Origin of the sequence: Novosphingobium sp. MBES04 (genome assembly GCF_000813185.1) — a bacterium.
In the GTDB taxonomy this organism is placed as follows: domain Bacteria; phylum Pseudomonadota; class Alphaproteobacteria; order Sphingomonadales; family Sphingomonadaceae; genus Novosphingobium; species Novosphingobium decolorationis.
Map to the genome: position 1 here is coordinate 722657 of NZ_DF850488.1, position 15468 is coordinate 738124.

General features: G+C 66.7%; 12 protein-coding genes and 1 pseudogene. 10 read left to right on the forward strand and 3 right to left on the reverse strand.

Translation table 11 applies throughout. The annotated features are described in order from the left end of the window. Entirely contained in the window at positions 1-1191 is a 1191-nt protein-coding gene (locus MBENS4_RS03255; protein ID WP_039388736.1) for an ROK family transcriptional regulator, read from the forward strand. Positions 1192-1209: 18 nt separating this feature from the next. Here the strand turns inward: MBENS4_RS03255 and MBENS4_RS03260 are convergent, their stop codons facing one another. Beyond that, positions 1210-1686 (reverse strand): Lrp/AsnC family transcriptional regulator, encoded by a 477-nt coding sequence (locus tag MBENS4_RS03260; RefSeq protein WP_039388737.1) that lies wholly within the window; start codon positions 1684-1686, stop codon positions 1210-1212. A 207-nt stretch (positions 1687-1893) separates the two neighbouring features. Between MBENS4_RS03260 and MBENS4_RS03265 the strand changes: the two genes are divergently transcribed. Together MBENS4_RS03265 and MBENS4_RS03270 are read left to right on the forward strand one after the other, a co-directional pair. Continuing rightward, positions 1894-3117, forward strand: coding sequence for an aromatic amino acid transaminase (locus tag MBENS4_RS03265; protein WP_052321976.1), 1224 nt, complete (start codon positions 1894-1896; stop codon positions 3115-3117). After that, positions 3114-4097 (forward strand): ketopantoate reductase family protein, encoded by a 984-nt coding sequence (locus MBENS4_RS03270; protein ID WP_052321977.1) that lies wholly within the window; start codon positions 3114-3116, stop codon positions 4095-4097. The genes MBENS4_RS03265 and MBENS4_RS03270 overlap by 4 nt, the downstream gene beginning before the upstream one ends. A gap of 81 nt (positions 4098-4178) precedes the next feature. Here MBENS4_RS03270 and MBENS4_RS03275 read toward each other — a convergent pair whose 3' ends face one another. Continuing rightward, positions 4179-6992: a M14 family zinc carboxypeptidase gene (locus MBENS4_RS03275; RefSeq protein WP_039388739.1), complete on the reverse strand. Its 2814-nt coding sequence runs from the start codon at positions 6990-6992 to the stop codon at positions 4179-4181. Between the two features lie 761 nt (positions 6993-7753). Here MBENS4_RS03275 and MBENS4_RS26340 point away from each other — a divergent pair. From MBENS4_RS26340 to MBENS4_RS03300, 7 genes and pseudogenes are all read left to right on the forward strand, one after another. Continuing rightward, a pseudogene (locus MBENS4_RS26340) lies at positions 7754-7983 on the forward strand (TonB-dependent receptor); the annotation flags it as partial. 312 nt (positions 7984-8295) lie between these two features. Then, positions 8296-9708 (forward strand): TonB-dependent receptor, encoded by a 1413-nt coding sequence (locus MBENS4_RS26345; RefSeq protein ID WP_242404915.1) that lies wholly within the window; start codon positions 8296-8298, stop codon positions 9706-9708. Further along, positions 9687-9830, forward strand: a complete 144-nt coding sequence (locus MBENS4_RS26350; protein ID WP_242404759.1) for a hypothetical protein — start codon at positions 9687-9689, stop codon at positions 9828-9830. Before MBENS4_RS26345 ends, MBENS4_RS26350 begins: the two co-directional genes overlap by 22 nt. Before the next feature lie 86 nt (positions 9831-9916). Then, positions 9917-11236 (forward strand): metal-dependent hydrolase family protein, encoded by a 1320-nt coding sequence (locus MBENS4_RS03285; RefSeq protein WP_039388740.1) that lies wholly within the window; start codon positions 9917-9919, stop codon positions 11234-11236. Positions 11237-11424: 188 nt separating this feature from the next. Then, positions 11425-11829 (forward strand): DUF2946 family protein, encoded by a 405-nt coding sequence (locus MBENS4_RS03290; RefSeq protein WP_039388742.1) that lies wholly within the window; start codon positions 11425-11427, stop codon positions 11827-11829. A gap of 84 nt (positions 11830-11913) precedes the next feature. Beyond that, positions 11914-13704 (forward strand): copper resistance system multicopper oxidase, encoded by a 1791-nt coding sequence (locus MBENS4_RS03295; protein WP_039388743.1) that lies wholly within the window; start codon positions 11914-11916, stop codon positions 13702-13704. Continuing rightward, positions 13701-14726, forward strand: a complete 1026-nt coding sequence (locus MBENS4_RS03300; RefSeq protein WP_084591934.1) for a copper resistance protein B — start codon at positions 13701-13703, stop codon at positions 14724-14726. The genes MBENS4_RS03295 and MBENS4_RS03300 overlap by 4 nt, the downstream gene beginning before the upstream one ends. A gap of 69 nt (positions 14727-14795) precedes the next feature. Here MBENS4_RS03300 and MBENS4_RS03305 read toward each other — a convergent pair whose 3' ends face one another. Continuing rightward, entirely contained in the window at positions 14796-15413 is a 618-nt protein-coding gene (locus tag MBENS4_RS03305; protein WP_159108011.1) for a TetR/AcrR family transcriptional regulator, read from the reverse strand. Positions 15414-15468 lie beyond the last annotated feature (55 nt).

Genomic DNA, 15468 nt, shown 5'->3' on the forward strand with positions numbered 1-15468 from the left:
GTGTCCTCATCTGCCGTAAATAGCCGACTCCACGTCCTCAACTGCATTCGCCGTCACAAGGCCATCTCGCGTGTCGAGCTTGTCACGGAGAGCGGACTTTCGGCAGGGTCCATTTCGAACATCACCCGCGAACTCGTAGACCATGGCATCGTACGCGAGATCCGCGAACCCGCCGAAGGCCGGGGGCGTCCGCGTCTCGCGCTCTCGATCAATTCCGAAGCCGCAACGATGGCCGGCATGCTGCTCTATCCCTCCGGTTGCCTGCACGTACAGATCACCAATCTCATGGGGGACGTCCTCGCGGAGGCAGACTATCCCCTGCCCCCCGCGCTGGCCGGAGGCGCGCTGGCCGATACCCTCGCCGAGTGCCTGCGCAGCACGGTGGCAAACCTGCGCTGGGACTTGCCGCGCCCGCATGCCGCAGGCGTCGGCTTCTTCGGAACGGTTCAGGCGGCCGCCGGTATTCTGCACTGGCTCCCCCCTGCCATCCCGCAGGCGGTGCCCATACAGGACATGCTGGAGCGCCGCCTCGGCATTCCCGTCTTCATCGACAATCAGGCCAACGTGATCGCCCGCGCGGAATGCTGGCGCACCCCGGAAGAGGGCATCGGTCTTCGCCATTTCCTACAGGTCGGCCTCGACCTCAGCCTCGCGACCACGCGTGACGGGGCCGTGCTCATGGGCGGGCGCGGAGTGAACCCGGAGTTCGGCCACATGAAGACCAGCCTGGCCGAGGGCCTCCCGTGCTGGTGCGGTGGCAGCGGCTGTCTGGGCACGGTGGCCTCGGTTGGCGGCATCGCCCTTCGCGATGCGGCAATGGCCGCCCCCTCCCACGACGAAGTCCATGCGCTCGCGGCCCATTTCCCCGAGATCGCGCAGCGCGCTCGCGCCGGGGAGAACAAGGCGCGCGCCCTGTTCGAAGATGCCGGTACGGCGCTCGGCCTCTCGCTTGCCAACCTCGTCAACCTGTCCAATCCCGACGCGGTCCGGGTCATCGTCGAGGAACCAGCCTGGATCGAGCTGGCCGGTCCAGCCCTGACCCACGCCTTTTCCCAGAACCTGCTCAGCTTCCTGAGTGAAGACTTCCCCCTCACCTTGAGCCAGGACGACCGCTCGACCCATGGCCTGGGCGCCATCGCGCTGGTGGCCGAACGCCTGTTCCAGGACGAGCCCCTGCCCCACTGGAACTGAACGCCCTACCTCGACAACTCAGCAGTAGTCGAGCGTCAGGCTGGTCGTGCGCTTGAGCTGCTGCATGATGACGAACGTGCGCATGTTGTCGATGAGATCGCCGTCAAAGAGCTTGGCGTTCACGAACTCGCTGTACGACGCCAGATCGTGGGTGTGGACCTTGAGCATGAAGTCGATCTCGCCGGTCGTGTAGTCGCACGAAACCACTTCGGGCAGCGCCTCCACCCGCTCGCGAAAGGCGCTGACGATCTCGGTCGACTGCGAACGCAGCCGCACCGAGACATAGGCCGAGATACCCAGGTTCAGCTTCTCGGGATCGAGGATCGCCGCGGTGCGCTGGATGTACCCTTCCTCGCGCAGGCGCTGGAGGCGGCGCGAGCACTGCGAGGCCGAGAGGTGGATGCGAGCACTCAGTTCGCTGGGGCCCAGTTCCCCATTCAGCTGCAGGATTTCCAGGATACGCCGGTCAAAGGAATCGAGCCGCTCCTTGGCCATGGTTTCTCTCCCTTCCAGATCACGGTGCACGGGCCACAGGACGTGTGGCGCGAACGCGGCGGTTGCGCAGAACATGCATACAAACTCAACATTACGGCGATCTTGTGCATATTTCCAGAAAAACGCGCGCAATAGGCAACCCCAGCGCGCGCGCCTCCCGCTAGAAGCACGTTCTCCACCCCGCTTCACCAACAACCGGAATGTGACGTGCTCTTCGACCGCTTCGACCTGCAACCCGACGATCCCCTGCTTACCCTCATCGGTGAAGTGCGCGCCGATCAGCGCCACCACCGCCTCGATCTTTCGGTCGGTGTCTACCGCGATGAAGAGGGGCAGACGCCCGTCATGCAGGCGGTGAAGGCCGCCGAGGCACAGCTTGTCGTAGGGCAGGCGAGCAAGGCCTACCTCGGGCCCACAGGCGACGCAGACTTCTGCGCGCACATCGCCGATCTCGTACTGGGCGCGCACGCCGGCTGCCAGGTCGCGGGGCTGCAGAGCGTGGGCGGGACCGGCGCGCTGCGCCTTGCCGCGCGTCTGCTGGCGGTCAATCCGCGCCCCCACGGCGCCGGGCCCGCGACGATCTGGCTGGCGACGCCGACCTGGGGCAACCATGTGCCCGTCTTCGCAGGAGCCGGGCTTCGCATCCGCACCTTTGCGCATATCGATGCCCTGGGCACTGCGCTCGATTTCGCGGCCTGGATGGAGATGGCAGAGCGCGCAGAGCCGGGCGATGCCGTCCTGCTCCAGGGCTGCGGCCACAACCCCACGGGGATCGACTTCACGGCCCAGCAGTGGGCCACGCTCGCCGCGCGCATGGCCGACAAGGGCCTCTTTCCCCTCGTCGATCTGGCCTACCAGGGTTTCGGCCTCGGGCTGGAAGAGGACGCCGCCGGGGTGCGCACGCTCGTCGAACGCGTGCCCGAGACGCTGATCGCGGTCTCGTGCAACAAGACCTTCGGGCTCTACCGCGACCGGGTCGGTGCGCTGCTGATGACGGGCACGCAGGCCGCCCCGCTTGCCAAGGGCATGGCCATGGCCAAGGCGCTGGCGCGCGGCGAGTACTCGATGCCGCCCGACCACGGCGCGGCGGTCGTGCGCACGGTCCTGGAGAGCGCGGAACTGACCGCCCTGTGGTCGGACGAACTGGACGCCATGCGCACGCGCCTGATCCAGACACGCGCGGCCATTGCCGAACATCCCCTTGCGAGCGAACTCGGCCTCACCGGCCTTGTCGACCAGAAGGGCATGTTCTGCCTGCTCGGCGCCGGTCACCGGGTCGTGCAGCGCCTCAAGGATGAGAGCGCGATCTACGTCGCGCCCGATGGCCGCGTGAACCTTGCAGGACTGCCGCTTGCGCGCGTCGACGATTTCGTCACCGGCCTTGCCGCCGCGTGCCGCGCTGCGCAAGCCGAGCCGGAGATGGCGCTGTGAGCCGCCCGCTGCGCACCTGCATCTTCGGTGGCGGCGCGGTCGGCTCGCTTGTCGCGGCTCGTCTCCAGAGCGCGGGCAAGGCCCCGACCGTGATCGCGCGCGGGAGCCGCCTCGAGCAGTTGGAACGTCAGGGCATCACTTTTGCCGATCCGGCCTGCGCGCCCATCCCGGTCACCGCGCTCGACGCGCAGACGGCCGCGATGGAGGGGGGCTGGGACGTCGTCTTCCTCGCGCTCAAGGCGCAGGCCATTGCCGCCTCGCTGGAGGAGATCCGCCCGCTCATCGGCCCCGCCACGCGCATCGTTCCGCTCGTGAACGGCGTACCCTGGTGGTATTTCCAGCCCGAGACCGCGCGCGCCGTGCGCAGTGTCGATCCGGCAGGCGCGCTGGTGGACGCCTTCGATCCCGCGCGCATCATCGGCGCGGTCGTCTACGTTGGCTGCTCGCTCGACAGCGTGAGCGGCGACCTCACGTCGAACGGCCGTGAGCGCCTGGTGCTCGGCAGCATCGCGGATGCGCATGCACAGACCGAGACGCTTCTTGCCGCCCTGTTCGAGGGCTGTGCGATCGCCATCCAGCCGATCCGCGAGATCCGCCGCGAGGTCTGGTCCAAGGTCGCGCTCAACCTCGCCAGCAACCCGCTCTCGGTGGTCGCCAATGCAACCGTGGGCGAACAGTTCACCTCGCCACATCTCGCCCGCATCACGATCCCGATGCTGGAGGAGTGCATTGCGCTTGCCCGCGCGCTCGGCGTCGAGCCCAGCCTGACGCTCGAGGAAATGGTCGCCATCGGGCGGCGCATGGGCGCCTATTACACCTCGATGGCGCAGGACTATGCGCGCGGGGCGGAACTCGAAATGGGCGCGATTGCCCACTCGGCCCTCGAACTCGCGGCCGAGGAAGGCGTGGCAATGGACACCACCCGGACCGTTGCCGACATCTGCGGCTTCCTCTCCGAGCGCGAACTGGCCCGCGCCTGAGCAGCTCCCGCACCGACATGAGAAAGGCCCGCAGGAAGAGCGCTTCCTGCGGGCCTTTTTCGTATCAGATCACTTTGAAGCTCACTGCTGCGCAGCGGGGACCTCGGGCGGCGGGGGAGGCGTTTCGTCGGTCGCGCCCAGCTGCTTCCAGTTGAGCACCGCGTTGTAGAGCATGCGGAATTCGCCCCAGTTCTGCCAGCGCCAGACCGGGTTGGTCGCGAACATCAGGATGCGTCCCTCGCCCGAGGGCACGTTGATGATCGCCGCGTTGTCCTTGAGCTTGTCCCCATCGCGAATGAAGCCACTGAGGATGCTGCCCTTGCCGCCCGGATAGGTCATCAGGACGTCCGCCTTGAGGCGCTCGGGCACGTAGTAGGTCGTGCTCTGGGCCCAGCGCAGCGGCAGTTCACCTTGCGCCAGTTCGCCGCCCTGCACCTTGCCGCCCTTCAGTTCTCCAGCATAGCCGTAGAAGATCGGGCTTTGGGGCTTCACCACCTTGCCCTTCACGATCGGGCCGGGCGCGTAGAAGTTCGCCGGCGGAGCCTTGGTCGCGATCTCGCTGACAAAGCCGTACTCGATCGGCACCTCGCTGGCGCGGCCCGTGGTGATGAGCGTGCCGCCTGCGTCCACGAACTTCTTGAGTTCTGCGAGGCCCTCCAGCCCCATGCCGCCGCGGATGTCGGGCGAGGAGCCGTAGTCGCCCGAGAAGCGGTACTGGTCGGTCTTGGTGTAGGGCAGCGGCTTGCCCGTCATCGGGATGTCGAAGACGATGTCCTTGGTCGAGCGGCCCTGCTGGGGCAGGATGATGACGTCGTAGTCGGCGCGCAGGTTGCCCTGGCGGACACGCTCCTTGAACAGGAGGTCGTAGTCGATCTCCTGCTGGTCGAGCCCGTAGCGCAGCCAACCCACATCCTGCGTCGAGCCCCAGGTGCTGAAGACGCCGAGACGGGGCAGTTCGCTGGCGTGGGTCTGCGCCTTGTCGGCCGCGCTGCCGATCCCCACCGCGTCAAGCGCGAGGGTCTCAACCAGCGGCTTCAAGGTGTCATAGGCGCTGCCCGGAACGAGGAAGGAGCCTGCCGGAATGGTGGTGCCGCCTGACTTGAAGGCATCCTCGACGATCTCGACACCGTCCACGTCCGCCAACTTGTAGCGCAGCGTCGCCATGCCCACAGCGCCTGTATCGAGCACCGCATAGGTCTTCGCGCCCGATCCGGTGATCGAGCCGCGCGGGGTGTAGCTGTCCACCGCGCGCGTGGGCACCGAGAGGATCTCCTCGTCCGCGCTCTCCACGATCCTGGCGTGCGCCATCAGCCCCATGGTCCAGGCCGCGTCGTCGTAGGTGCCCACGTTCTCGTCGGGGTAGTTGTCCTGGACGCGCAGCAGGATCTTGGCGAGCCGGCCGTAGGGCTGGTCCAACTTCACGATCAGCGAGCCCGCCGGGTAGGTGCCCTCCTTCAGCTTCACCTCGCGCTCGGCCTGGCCGATCTCGATGCCCTGAAGCTGCAGGATGTCGGTCACGAACTTGACGCGCGTGGGATCGGCCTGGCCTGCGGGAATGATGAAGCCGTAGGGCGCTTCACCCGCGCCGACCTTGATGGCATCGCGGCTCTTCTTGTAGAAGTTCTCGAGGATTTCCTTCGGGAAGCGCGAGGTCATGTCGAGCGCGGTGAGGACGCCCGTCTCCATGAAGTTGGTGTTGTTACGCAGCGACCACATGACCTCCTTGTAGGGAGGATTGGGGCGGTACCACTTGCGCGTGGTCTGGTCGCGGCCAAGGCCCGAGGCCGGATCGGGCGCGACATGGCGGTACATCGTCGTTGCCCCGCCATTGCCGAAGGTCTCGTACATGCGCAGCATGCCGTTGTGGTTGGACGACATGAAGGCGAGGTAGCCCGGCGTCCAGGCATCGACGTAACCGTGCGTCCACACGCCCGGCATGCCGTACTTGGTGAGCTGCGCCATCTCGTAGTTGGAGAACCACGGCAGCTCGGCGAAGAGCAGCGGATCGAGGTCTGGATTCTGCGGCGCCATGCCCGAATAGATGTAGAGGAAGGGCACCGATTCATGCAGCTCGTGCATGATCGGAGGGTGCCATTCCAGGTACCACTTCATCAGTTCCTTGGCGCTCGTGTCCGACAGATTGATGTCGCGATTGTTGTCATGGTAGATATACTTGCCCCAGTACGGCGGGCCGCCCGGCTTGTTGCGGTCGTCGCGCTCGTCGATGAGGTTGCGGTAGTACCAGTCGACATAGCGGTCGCGCCCGTCCGCCTCGAGCACGGGGCTGAGCGAGACGATGACGTTGTCGCGGATGCGCTGGAAGGTCTCGCTGTCATCGGCGAGCAGGCGATAGGCCAGCTCCATGAGCATTTCGGGCGGGCCGGTCTCGGCGCTGTGGAGGCCTGCGGAGATGTGGTAGATCGGCGGCGTCTCGGCGATGACCGCCTTTGCTTCTTCTTCGGACACGCCGCGCGGGTCGGCCAGCTTGGCAAGGCCCAGGCGCGTGTTCTCGATGTCGGCCATGTTCTGCGCCGAAGAGATCATCACGATGATATTCTCGCGGCCCTCTTCGGTCTTGCCGATCTCGACGATCTTGACCCGGTCGGGCGCGGCCTGTGCCAGCGCGCGGTAGTAGCCCACGATTTGCTGGTAGTAGTGCAGCTTGTTGGGCGCACCAATGTGATCGCCCAGCACCTCCTTGGGCGAGGGAATCGTCGAGGAGACCGGCAGGTGATCGACCAGCGGGCTCATGAACTCGGGCTTTGTGGTCCAGGACTTCACCGCCGCAGCGTAATCGCTGTCCATGGCCGGTGTGCTACCAGCCTGCGCATGGATTTGCGCTGCACTGCACAGCAGCAGGGCGCCGAGCGCGCCCACGTGACTCTTGCGGAACATGAAGCCTCCTGTTGTCCCTGTCGTGCAGACGGTGGGCAGGCCGCCGGGAAGCGGCCGGGCCATGGCCCCGCGATCTGTCTGCACCCCCGGCGCGTATCCTTGGGCCGGATCGCCCTCAATGCAACCGGTTTTCACCCCGTTTCCCGAAACTTGTCCGCCTTCCGGACGCCGGACCACCTCAGATCGGGCGATTTCTCGCCTGATGAGGAGAAGCCATGTGCCCATGTGCGGCTCCATGCACGTTTGTTGCGTAAAACACCGTGATCGCAACACCCTGCAACATGTCGACACGCGATCATGCCCATATTTTATTGCGCCACCCCCTCTTCCATTCCGGCTTCAGCCGTGCAATCGGAACCAGCGATGTACGTCCTGTCATCATGGTTGCGGGGGCAAAGCCGCTTCAAGGGACAACATACATGGGCGGGGAGAGCGAAAGCGCCGGATGAGGGCGGCCGCACAGCGCTGTGCGGTCAACAGGTTTCGCGCGTGCAACAAAAGAAAGCGCGCGCCGAGGATTCAGGGGGAATACCGTGTTCACGAATACTACCACGACATTGTCGGCCCGCGCCATGGGCCGGAGCCTCTTCACTGCTGCCAGCCTGATCGCACTGGCCTGGGCACCGCAAGCCAGCGCCCAGGAGCAGGCCGCGACGAACGGCGACACCGTCGTCGGCGCCGACATCGTGGTGACCGCGCTCAAGCGTTCGACCTCGATCCAGGAAACGCCGATCTCGATCTCGGCCGTCACCGGCGAGACCATGGCCAACTCGGGCGTGCAGGACATCGCCGACCTGGCCGCAAGCGCGCCGGGCCTCAGCTTCGTGGACGGCGGCCCCTCGCAGCGCCGCGTCGTCATCCGCGGCATCCAGGCTCGGGCGAGCCGATGATCGGCACCTACTACGATGAGACGCCGGTGACCGGCATGATCGGCGCGGGCAACGACGCGGGTGGCTCGACGCCCGAACTCAAGCTCTTCGACGTCGAGCGCGTCGAGGTCCTGCGCGGCCCCCAGGGCACGCTCTACGGCGCAGGCTCGATGGGCGGCACCCTTCGCATCATCTACAACAAGCCCGACCTTACCGGCCTTGGCAGCGCGGTCGATGCCAGCCTTTCGAACACCCGCTACGGCGGCTGGAACTATGATGCCAGCGCCATGCTCAACGTGCCGCTCGCCACCGACAAGGTCGGCGTGCGCGTGGTCGGCTTCTACAAGCGCCAGGACGGTTACATCGACAACACCGCGCTCGGCATCGACGACATCAACGTCCTCAAGAGCTATGGCGGACGCCTGATGCTGCGCATGCAGCCGTCCGAGCGCTGGACCTTCGATGTCACCACCTTCCTCAACCGCACGCGCACCGACACGCCGCTGTGGACCCAGGAAGCGGGCAAGTTCAATTCCGACGCCTACACCCGCCAGCCGATCGTCGATGACACCGAGCTCTACTCGATCGCGTCGACCTACGAGCTCGACTTCGCGACGTTCGTGGCCTCGGGTTCGTACATGCACCGCGAACTGTCCTCGGCAAGCGACGTCTCGCGCTTCATGCAGGCCCAGCGCAGCGAAGGCCGCTGCGCCGCGCTCGTGGGCGGGGGCAGCCCGTGCAGCGACACCCAGCTTTCCGATTACTACGACTACGTCGACTGGCAGTCCTACTCGGTGCTCTATCCCCAGCAGGAAATGGACGCCTGGACCGGGGAGCTGCGCCTGAGCTCCAACACCACCGGCATCCTCGACTGGACCATCGGCGGCTTCTGGTCGGACCGCAGCATCGCGGTCTGGAACCCCCAGGTGAACACCGATCCCGCCTCGGGTGAGATCGTGCGTCCGCTGCAGGTCGTGACCGGGCGCCACATCGACGATTCGCTGACCCAGCTTGCAGGCTACGGCGAAGTGACGCTGCATCCCTTCGAAGGTGCGCAGCTGACCGGCGGTGCGCGCTACTTCCACTACGACAAGGACATCGTGGGCTACACCGATGTGCCCTCGATCCTCGTGGGTGCGCGCATCACCCCGCCCACTGCGGTGAATTCGACCGAGAACGGCTGGGTGTTCCGCTTCAACGGCTCGTACGAGTTCACGCCCGACGTGATGCTCTACGCCGAAGCCTCGCAGGGCTACCGCCCGGGCGGTGCGAACCAGGTGCTCGGCCTCGACGCCGCGCTCACCGGCTACAATTCGGACAGCCTCTGGAACTACGAGGTCGGTCTCAAGACCAGCTGGTTCAACCGCGCGGTGCTCTTCAACATCGATGCCTACTGGATCGACTGGAGCGACATGCAGGTCACCCAGCGCACGCCCAACGGCGCGTTCTCCTACCTCGGCAATGCGGGCAAGGCGACGGTCAAGGGCGTCGAGGCCGAAGTGAACGCGATGCTGCTCGATGGCCTCTCGCTTCAGGGCAACGTGACCTACACCGACGCAACCCTGGCCGAGGATCAGAACACCGGCGCGACGGCGACCTCGGGCCTCAAGGGCGACCGCATCCCTTACGTGCCCAAGTGGATGGGCGGCGCCTCGGCGCAGTACGACTGGTCGCTGACCGATAGCCTTGGCGGCATGGCCCGCGTCGATTTCAACTACGTGGGCGGTTCGTGGTCGGACTTCCGCCGCAACTACACCTTCGCGCGCGAGGTCGAGGACTATGCCTTGGTCAACGCGCGCCTGGGCGTGGAAGGCCCCGGCCAGTCGTGGGGGCCTACCTCTACGTGACCAATCTGCTCGACGCGACCGCGATCACCCGCGCCACCTCGAGCGCGATCGCGCAAGGGCGCACGCTGGTGAGCAGCGCCACCCCGCGCACCATCGGCGTCAACGTGCGCCAGAAGTTCTGATCCCAGACCTTTGGATTGGCGCGGCGGGGAGAGCTCCTTCTCCCCGCCGCCTTCCTCCTGCGACCAACCGGAGTTTTCCCACCCCCATGCGACCCACGCGTACCTCTCTTCTTTGTGCCCTTCCCTTCGTTGCCCTGGCCCTGGCCCCGCTTGGCCAGAGCGCACTGGCCCGCGACACCGTTGTCCACGCCGGCACCCTGTTCGATGGCGAGGCGACCCGTTCCAACGTCTCCATCGTCATTGCCGATGACCGCATCGTGGCGGTCGAGGACGGTTTCGTCACCCGCGAGGGCGCCGAAGTCATCGACCTTTCGGGGGAGACCGTGCTCCCCGGCTTCATCGACACCCACGACCACGTGACGATGGGCTACAGCGGCAAGAACCCGGTTGCCGAACGTGCGCAGAAGACCGACATCGACACCGCGCTGGAAGCAGTTGCCTACGCGCGCGCCACGCTGCTCGGCGGCTTCACCAGCATCCGCGACGTGGGCGGCGAGACATCCATCGTCGTCGGCCTCAAGAAGGCTATCGCCGCGGGCGAGATCGAAGGCCCGCGCATGTGGGTCTCGGGCTATCCGCTCGGCCCCACCGGCGGCCACGGCGACCCGCAGAACGGGATGAGCCCCGAGCTCGACTTCCATTCCGAAGGCCGTGTCATCGACGGGCCCATCGAAGCGCGCAAGATCGTGCGCGGCATGCACCGCGACGGGGTCAACCTCATCAAGATCATGCCCAGCGGCGGCGTCCTCTCGATCGGCGATGATCCCAACCACCAGACCATGACCGATGACGAGATCAAGGCCGTCGTCGACACCGCCCATAGCCTGGGCATCAAGGTCGCCGCGCACGCCCACGGCAAGACCGCGATCCTCCACGCATCCGAGCTGGGCGTCGATTCCATCGAGCACGGCTCCTTCGGCGATGCCGAGACCGACAAGGCGATGAAGGCCAACGGCACCTACCTCGTGCCCACGCTGCTCGTCGCCGAGACGGTGGTGCAGATCGCCAAGACCCACCCCGAGACGCTCAACCCCTCGGCCGCGGCCAAGGCGCTGGAAGTCGGCCCGATCGTGATGAGCAACCTGGGCCGTGCCTACAAGGCGGGCGTCAAGATCGCCTTCGGCACCGACCAGAGCCTGGCGCCCCACGGCACCAACGCCAAGGAGTTCGCCCTCCTCGTGCGGGCCGGGATGACCCCGCGCGACGCGATCCGCGCGGCCACCGTCAACGCCGCGGACCTCCTGGGTGCGAGCGACGTGGTCGGCTCTCTCACCCCCGGCCACTACGCCGACCTCGTTGCGGTCAAGGGCGATCCCTTCGCCGACATCACCCTGCTCGAGGACGTCGACTTCGTGATGAAGGGCGGCGATGTCGTGAAGGCAAACGGCAAGGCTAAAGAATCATAACCAATTGATTCAAGGGGTCATCACCCCTTGCCCCCATACCGGAGACCTCACCTTTCTCGGCCAACCTGGCGCGCGGAAGGTGAGGTCGCCGGTATGGGGAGCCCGAGGGCGATGGCCCTCGGAAATCTTCTTTTCCTTCTCCCTTTACATTGCGCAGGCAGCACGTTCGCGGATATGATGGACGCATCATGCACCGCGCCCTCACCCTTCTCCTGTCCGGCACCCGTGGAGGCCTCGCCTCTGCGCACCGGATCGCGGTGTTTGCACTGGTCGCGCTTGGCCTTGCGCTGTCGCCCGTCCTTTCGGGCACGGGAGAGGCCCACCACGCACCTTCGCACGCGATGGACATGGCCCATACCGGCTGCGAGACCTCGGGTCACGGCGCGGGACATGACACCGGCCATGGGAAGGCCCCGCTCGCGAACCTGCACTGCATGGCCTCGTGCCTGGCGGCAACCGGGCTTGCCCTGCCCGACCTTCCCGCGCCCCCGGCGCTGCGCCCGCTCCACCGTGAGCGCCCGCAGCCGCGCGCGATGGCCGCGCTCGCCTCGCACGCCTCGCCGCTCGATCCCCCGCCTCCGCGGGCTGTCTGATCTTCGAAGTCCGCCCGCACCTGCGCGCCCGGACCTTGCCTTGCATTTCGAATTTCAGACCCGGCTCTGCCGGAAGGATACCCCATGTTTCAGACACCCCATGACCGGCGCGCGCTGCTTGCCGGCGCGCTGACCGCAGGCGGCGGCGCGGCGGCTTCGCTGCTCTTTCCCCACTGGGCTCGCGCCCAGACGCACCACCACCACGGCGCCCACACCGCGACCGGTGCCGCAACCGGCCCCACGACTGAAGGTGCACTGAGCGGTGAGCGCATCGCCCTCAATATTGCCCGTACGCCCTTCACGCTGGGCGGGCGCACCGCCAGCGCGACCACCGTCAACGGCACGGTGCCCGGCCCGCTCATCCGCCTGCGCGAAGGGCAGGACGTGGAGCTTGCCGTCACCAACCACCTCGATGTCGACAGCTCGATCCACTGGCACGGCATCCTGCTGCCCTTCCAGATGGACGGCGTGCCCGGTGTCACCTTCCCCGGCATCGCCCCGCACGAGACCTTCACTTACCGCTTTCCCGTGCGCCAGTCGGGCACCTACTGGTACCACAGCCATTCGGGCGGCCAGGAAGGGACCGGGCTGTTCGGCCCGCTGGTGATCGCCCCTGCCCATGGCGAGCGCGTGGAAACCGAGCGCGAGATGATCCTCATGCTCTCGGACTGGAGCTTCACGCCGCCCATGGAGATCTGGCGCAAGCTGAAGGCTCGCCCGGACTACTACAACTTCCAGCAGCAGGCCCTGTTCGAGAACCCCTCGGGCAAGCCCTGGACGCCCGAGCAGAAGCTCGCCTGGGGGCGCATGCGCATGTCGCCCATGGACATCGCCGACGTGACCGGCGCGACCTATACCTATCTCATCAACGGTCAGGGCCCCGATGCGAACTGGACCGGCTTGTTCCGCCCCGGTGAGCGGGTGCGCCTGCGCGTCATCAACGCTTCGGCCATGACCATCTTCAACCTGCGCATTCCCGGCCTCCCCTTCACCGTGATCGCGGCGGATGGCAGCGACGTCGCGCCGGTCGAGACCGACGAGATCCAGATCGGCGTCGCCGAGACCTACGACCTGGTCGTGACGCCGGACGAGCGTGCCTACTCGGTCATCGCGGAATCGAGCGACCGTTCGGGCTTTGCGCGCGCCACCTTGGCACCGCGTGCCGGGATGGTCGCGCCCGTCCCTACCTTACGCAAACCGCCGCGTCTCACCATGAAGGACATGGGGATGGGAGACATGGATGGAACGGACCATTCCGGCCACGACATGGCGGCCATGGACGGCATGGACCACGGCAATGGCGGGATGGAGATGAACCATTCGATGCGCGATCCCGCGACCGCGCCCGGCGTGGAACTGACACCCGGCGTCGACATGCTTGCCCCCATGCCCACCGACCGCACCGGCGAGCGGGGCCTGGGCCTTGACGACGTGGAGCACCGCGTGCTCGTCTACACCGACCTGCAAACGCCCGAAGACCGCGACGATCTCACACCGCCCACGCGCGAGATCGTGGTCCACCTCACCGGCAACATGGAACGCTACATGTGGTCCTTCGACGGGCGGCGTTTCTCCGAGATGGTCGAGCCGATCCGACTTGCCCACAACGAGCGCGTGCGCTTCACCCTCGTCAACGAGACGATGATGACGCACCCGATCCACCTGCACGGTTTCTTCTTCGATCTCGTCAACGGCGCGGGCAAGCGGCGGCCCCGCAAGCACACGGTGAGCGTGCTCCCCGCGGGCAAGGTCTCCTTCGACGTGACCGCCGATGCGCCGGGCGACTGGGCGTTTCACTGCCACCTCCTGCTGCACATGATGTCCGGCATGTTCAACGTCGTCACCGTGCGCCCGCTGGAAGGAGGTGCGGCATGACAAAGGCCCGTTTCCTGATCGGCGCCCTCACCGGCGCCCTGCTGATCCCGGCTCCCTTGCTGGCCCAGGACCATTCCGGTCATGATATGTCCGGTCATGATATGTCCGGTCATGACATGTCCAGCCACGCCATGGACCATTCGCAGCACGACGAGGGTATGGCGATGCCTTCCCACGAGGCGCATGACTCGCACGAGGCGCATGACTCGCACGACGCGCATCAGGGCCATGCCATGCCCATGGCCCCGGGCGCGCCATCGATGGCGCAGGACATTCCGCAAGGCCCGCCCCCGCCCGAGGCGTTCTCCGGGCCGGAGCATGCCGCCGATGCGTACTTCCCCGGCGAAGACATGGCCCACGCCCGGCACATGGTCCGGCACGAGATGGGCGGCATGGGCACCACCATCGTGATGCTCGACCGGCTGGAGGCGAAACTGGGCAAGGGCAGCGACGGCCTCTCATGGGAAGGCGCGCTGCGCACCGGCGGCGACATCGATCGGCTGTGGATCAAGAGCGAGGGCGAAGCGGCCTTTGGTGAGGGCATCGAGGACGCGGAAGTCGAAGTCCTGTGGGGCCACGCCATCGGCGCCTGGTTCGATCTTCAGGCCGGCGTGCGGCAGGAACTGGGCCCGGATCCCGACCGCACACAGGTGAGCCTGGGTGTCGAGGGGCTCGCGCCCTACATGTTCGACGTGTCCGCGCAGGCATTTCTGTCGACCAAGGGCGAACTGACCGCGCGCCTGGAGGCCGAGACCGACCAGCGCCTGACCCAGCGGCTGATCCTGCAACCGCGCGCCGAAGCGCTGTTCTCGGCCCAGCGGATCGCCGAGCGCGGCACCGGACGCGGGCTCACCTCGCTCGAGGCGGGCGTGCGCCTGCGCTACGAGTTCGCGCGCCAGTTCGCGCCCTACGTGGGCGTGGAATGGCAGAAGAAGTTTGGCTCCACCGCCGACTATGCCCGCGCGGTGGGAGACGATCCCGACCGGGTGGTTGCGGTCGCGGGCCTCAGGGCCTGGTTCTGAGACGATAGAACGGGCCGGTGCAGGCGCATCGGCCCCTTCCTGGCACCACTCCCGGAATCACTCCCAGAATCACTCTGGATGGGGCCGCGCGTGCGCGGCGAGGAAGGTCTGTGCCGCCAGTGTGGCCAGTTCCTCCAGCTGCGCCTCGCCCGGCTGCTCGGGCGCGCCCATCAAGAGGGCGTTCCAGGGCCCAGCCCGGCACAGCGCCACGAACTGCTGGGCAAGGAGCCGCGGGGGCCGCGCCGCGAGTTCGCCGCGCGCGATGCGCTCCTCCAGCCAGGCGGTCACCATGTCCTCCCCCTCTTTCTGCCCCTGCTCGAAGAAGATCTGGCCCAGCTTGGGAAAGCGTCCCGATTCCCCCACCGCCAGACGGTAGTGGGCAATGGCCTCGGGCATCACGAAGAAGCGGGTGAGCGCGCGCGCAAGCGCGAAGATGGTCTCGGCAAGGTCGGCCCGCGGATCGTCGAGCAGCGCCAGCACGGGCAGCCCATGCTCTTCGCTGACATCGCGCACGACCGCGCCGAACAGCTCTTCCTTGCTGGAGAAATAGCCGTAGAGGGTGCCCTTCGATCCTCCGACGAGCGCCGCGATGGTCGCCATCGAGGTCGCGCTGTAGCCCCCGTCCAGGAAGGCTGCGCGGGCAATCGCGACGATCTCCTCGCGCTTGCTCTGCGTCTTCTTTCGCACCGCGTCCTCCCCCTTTTCAGATACCATACGGTACGTTCGCAATAGGAGCGAACAT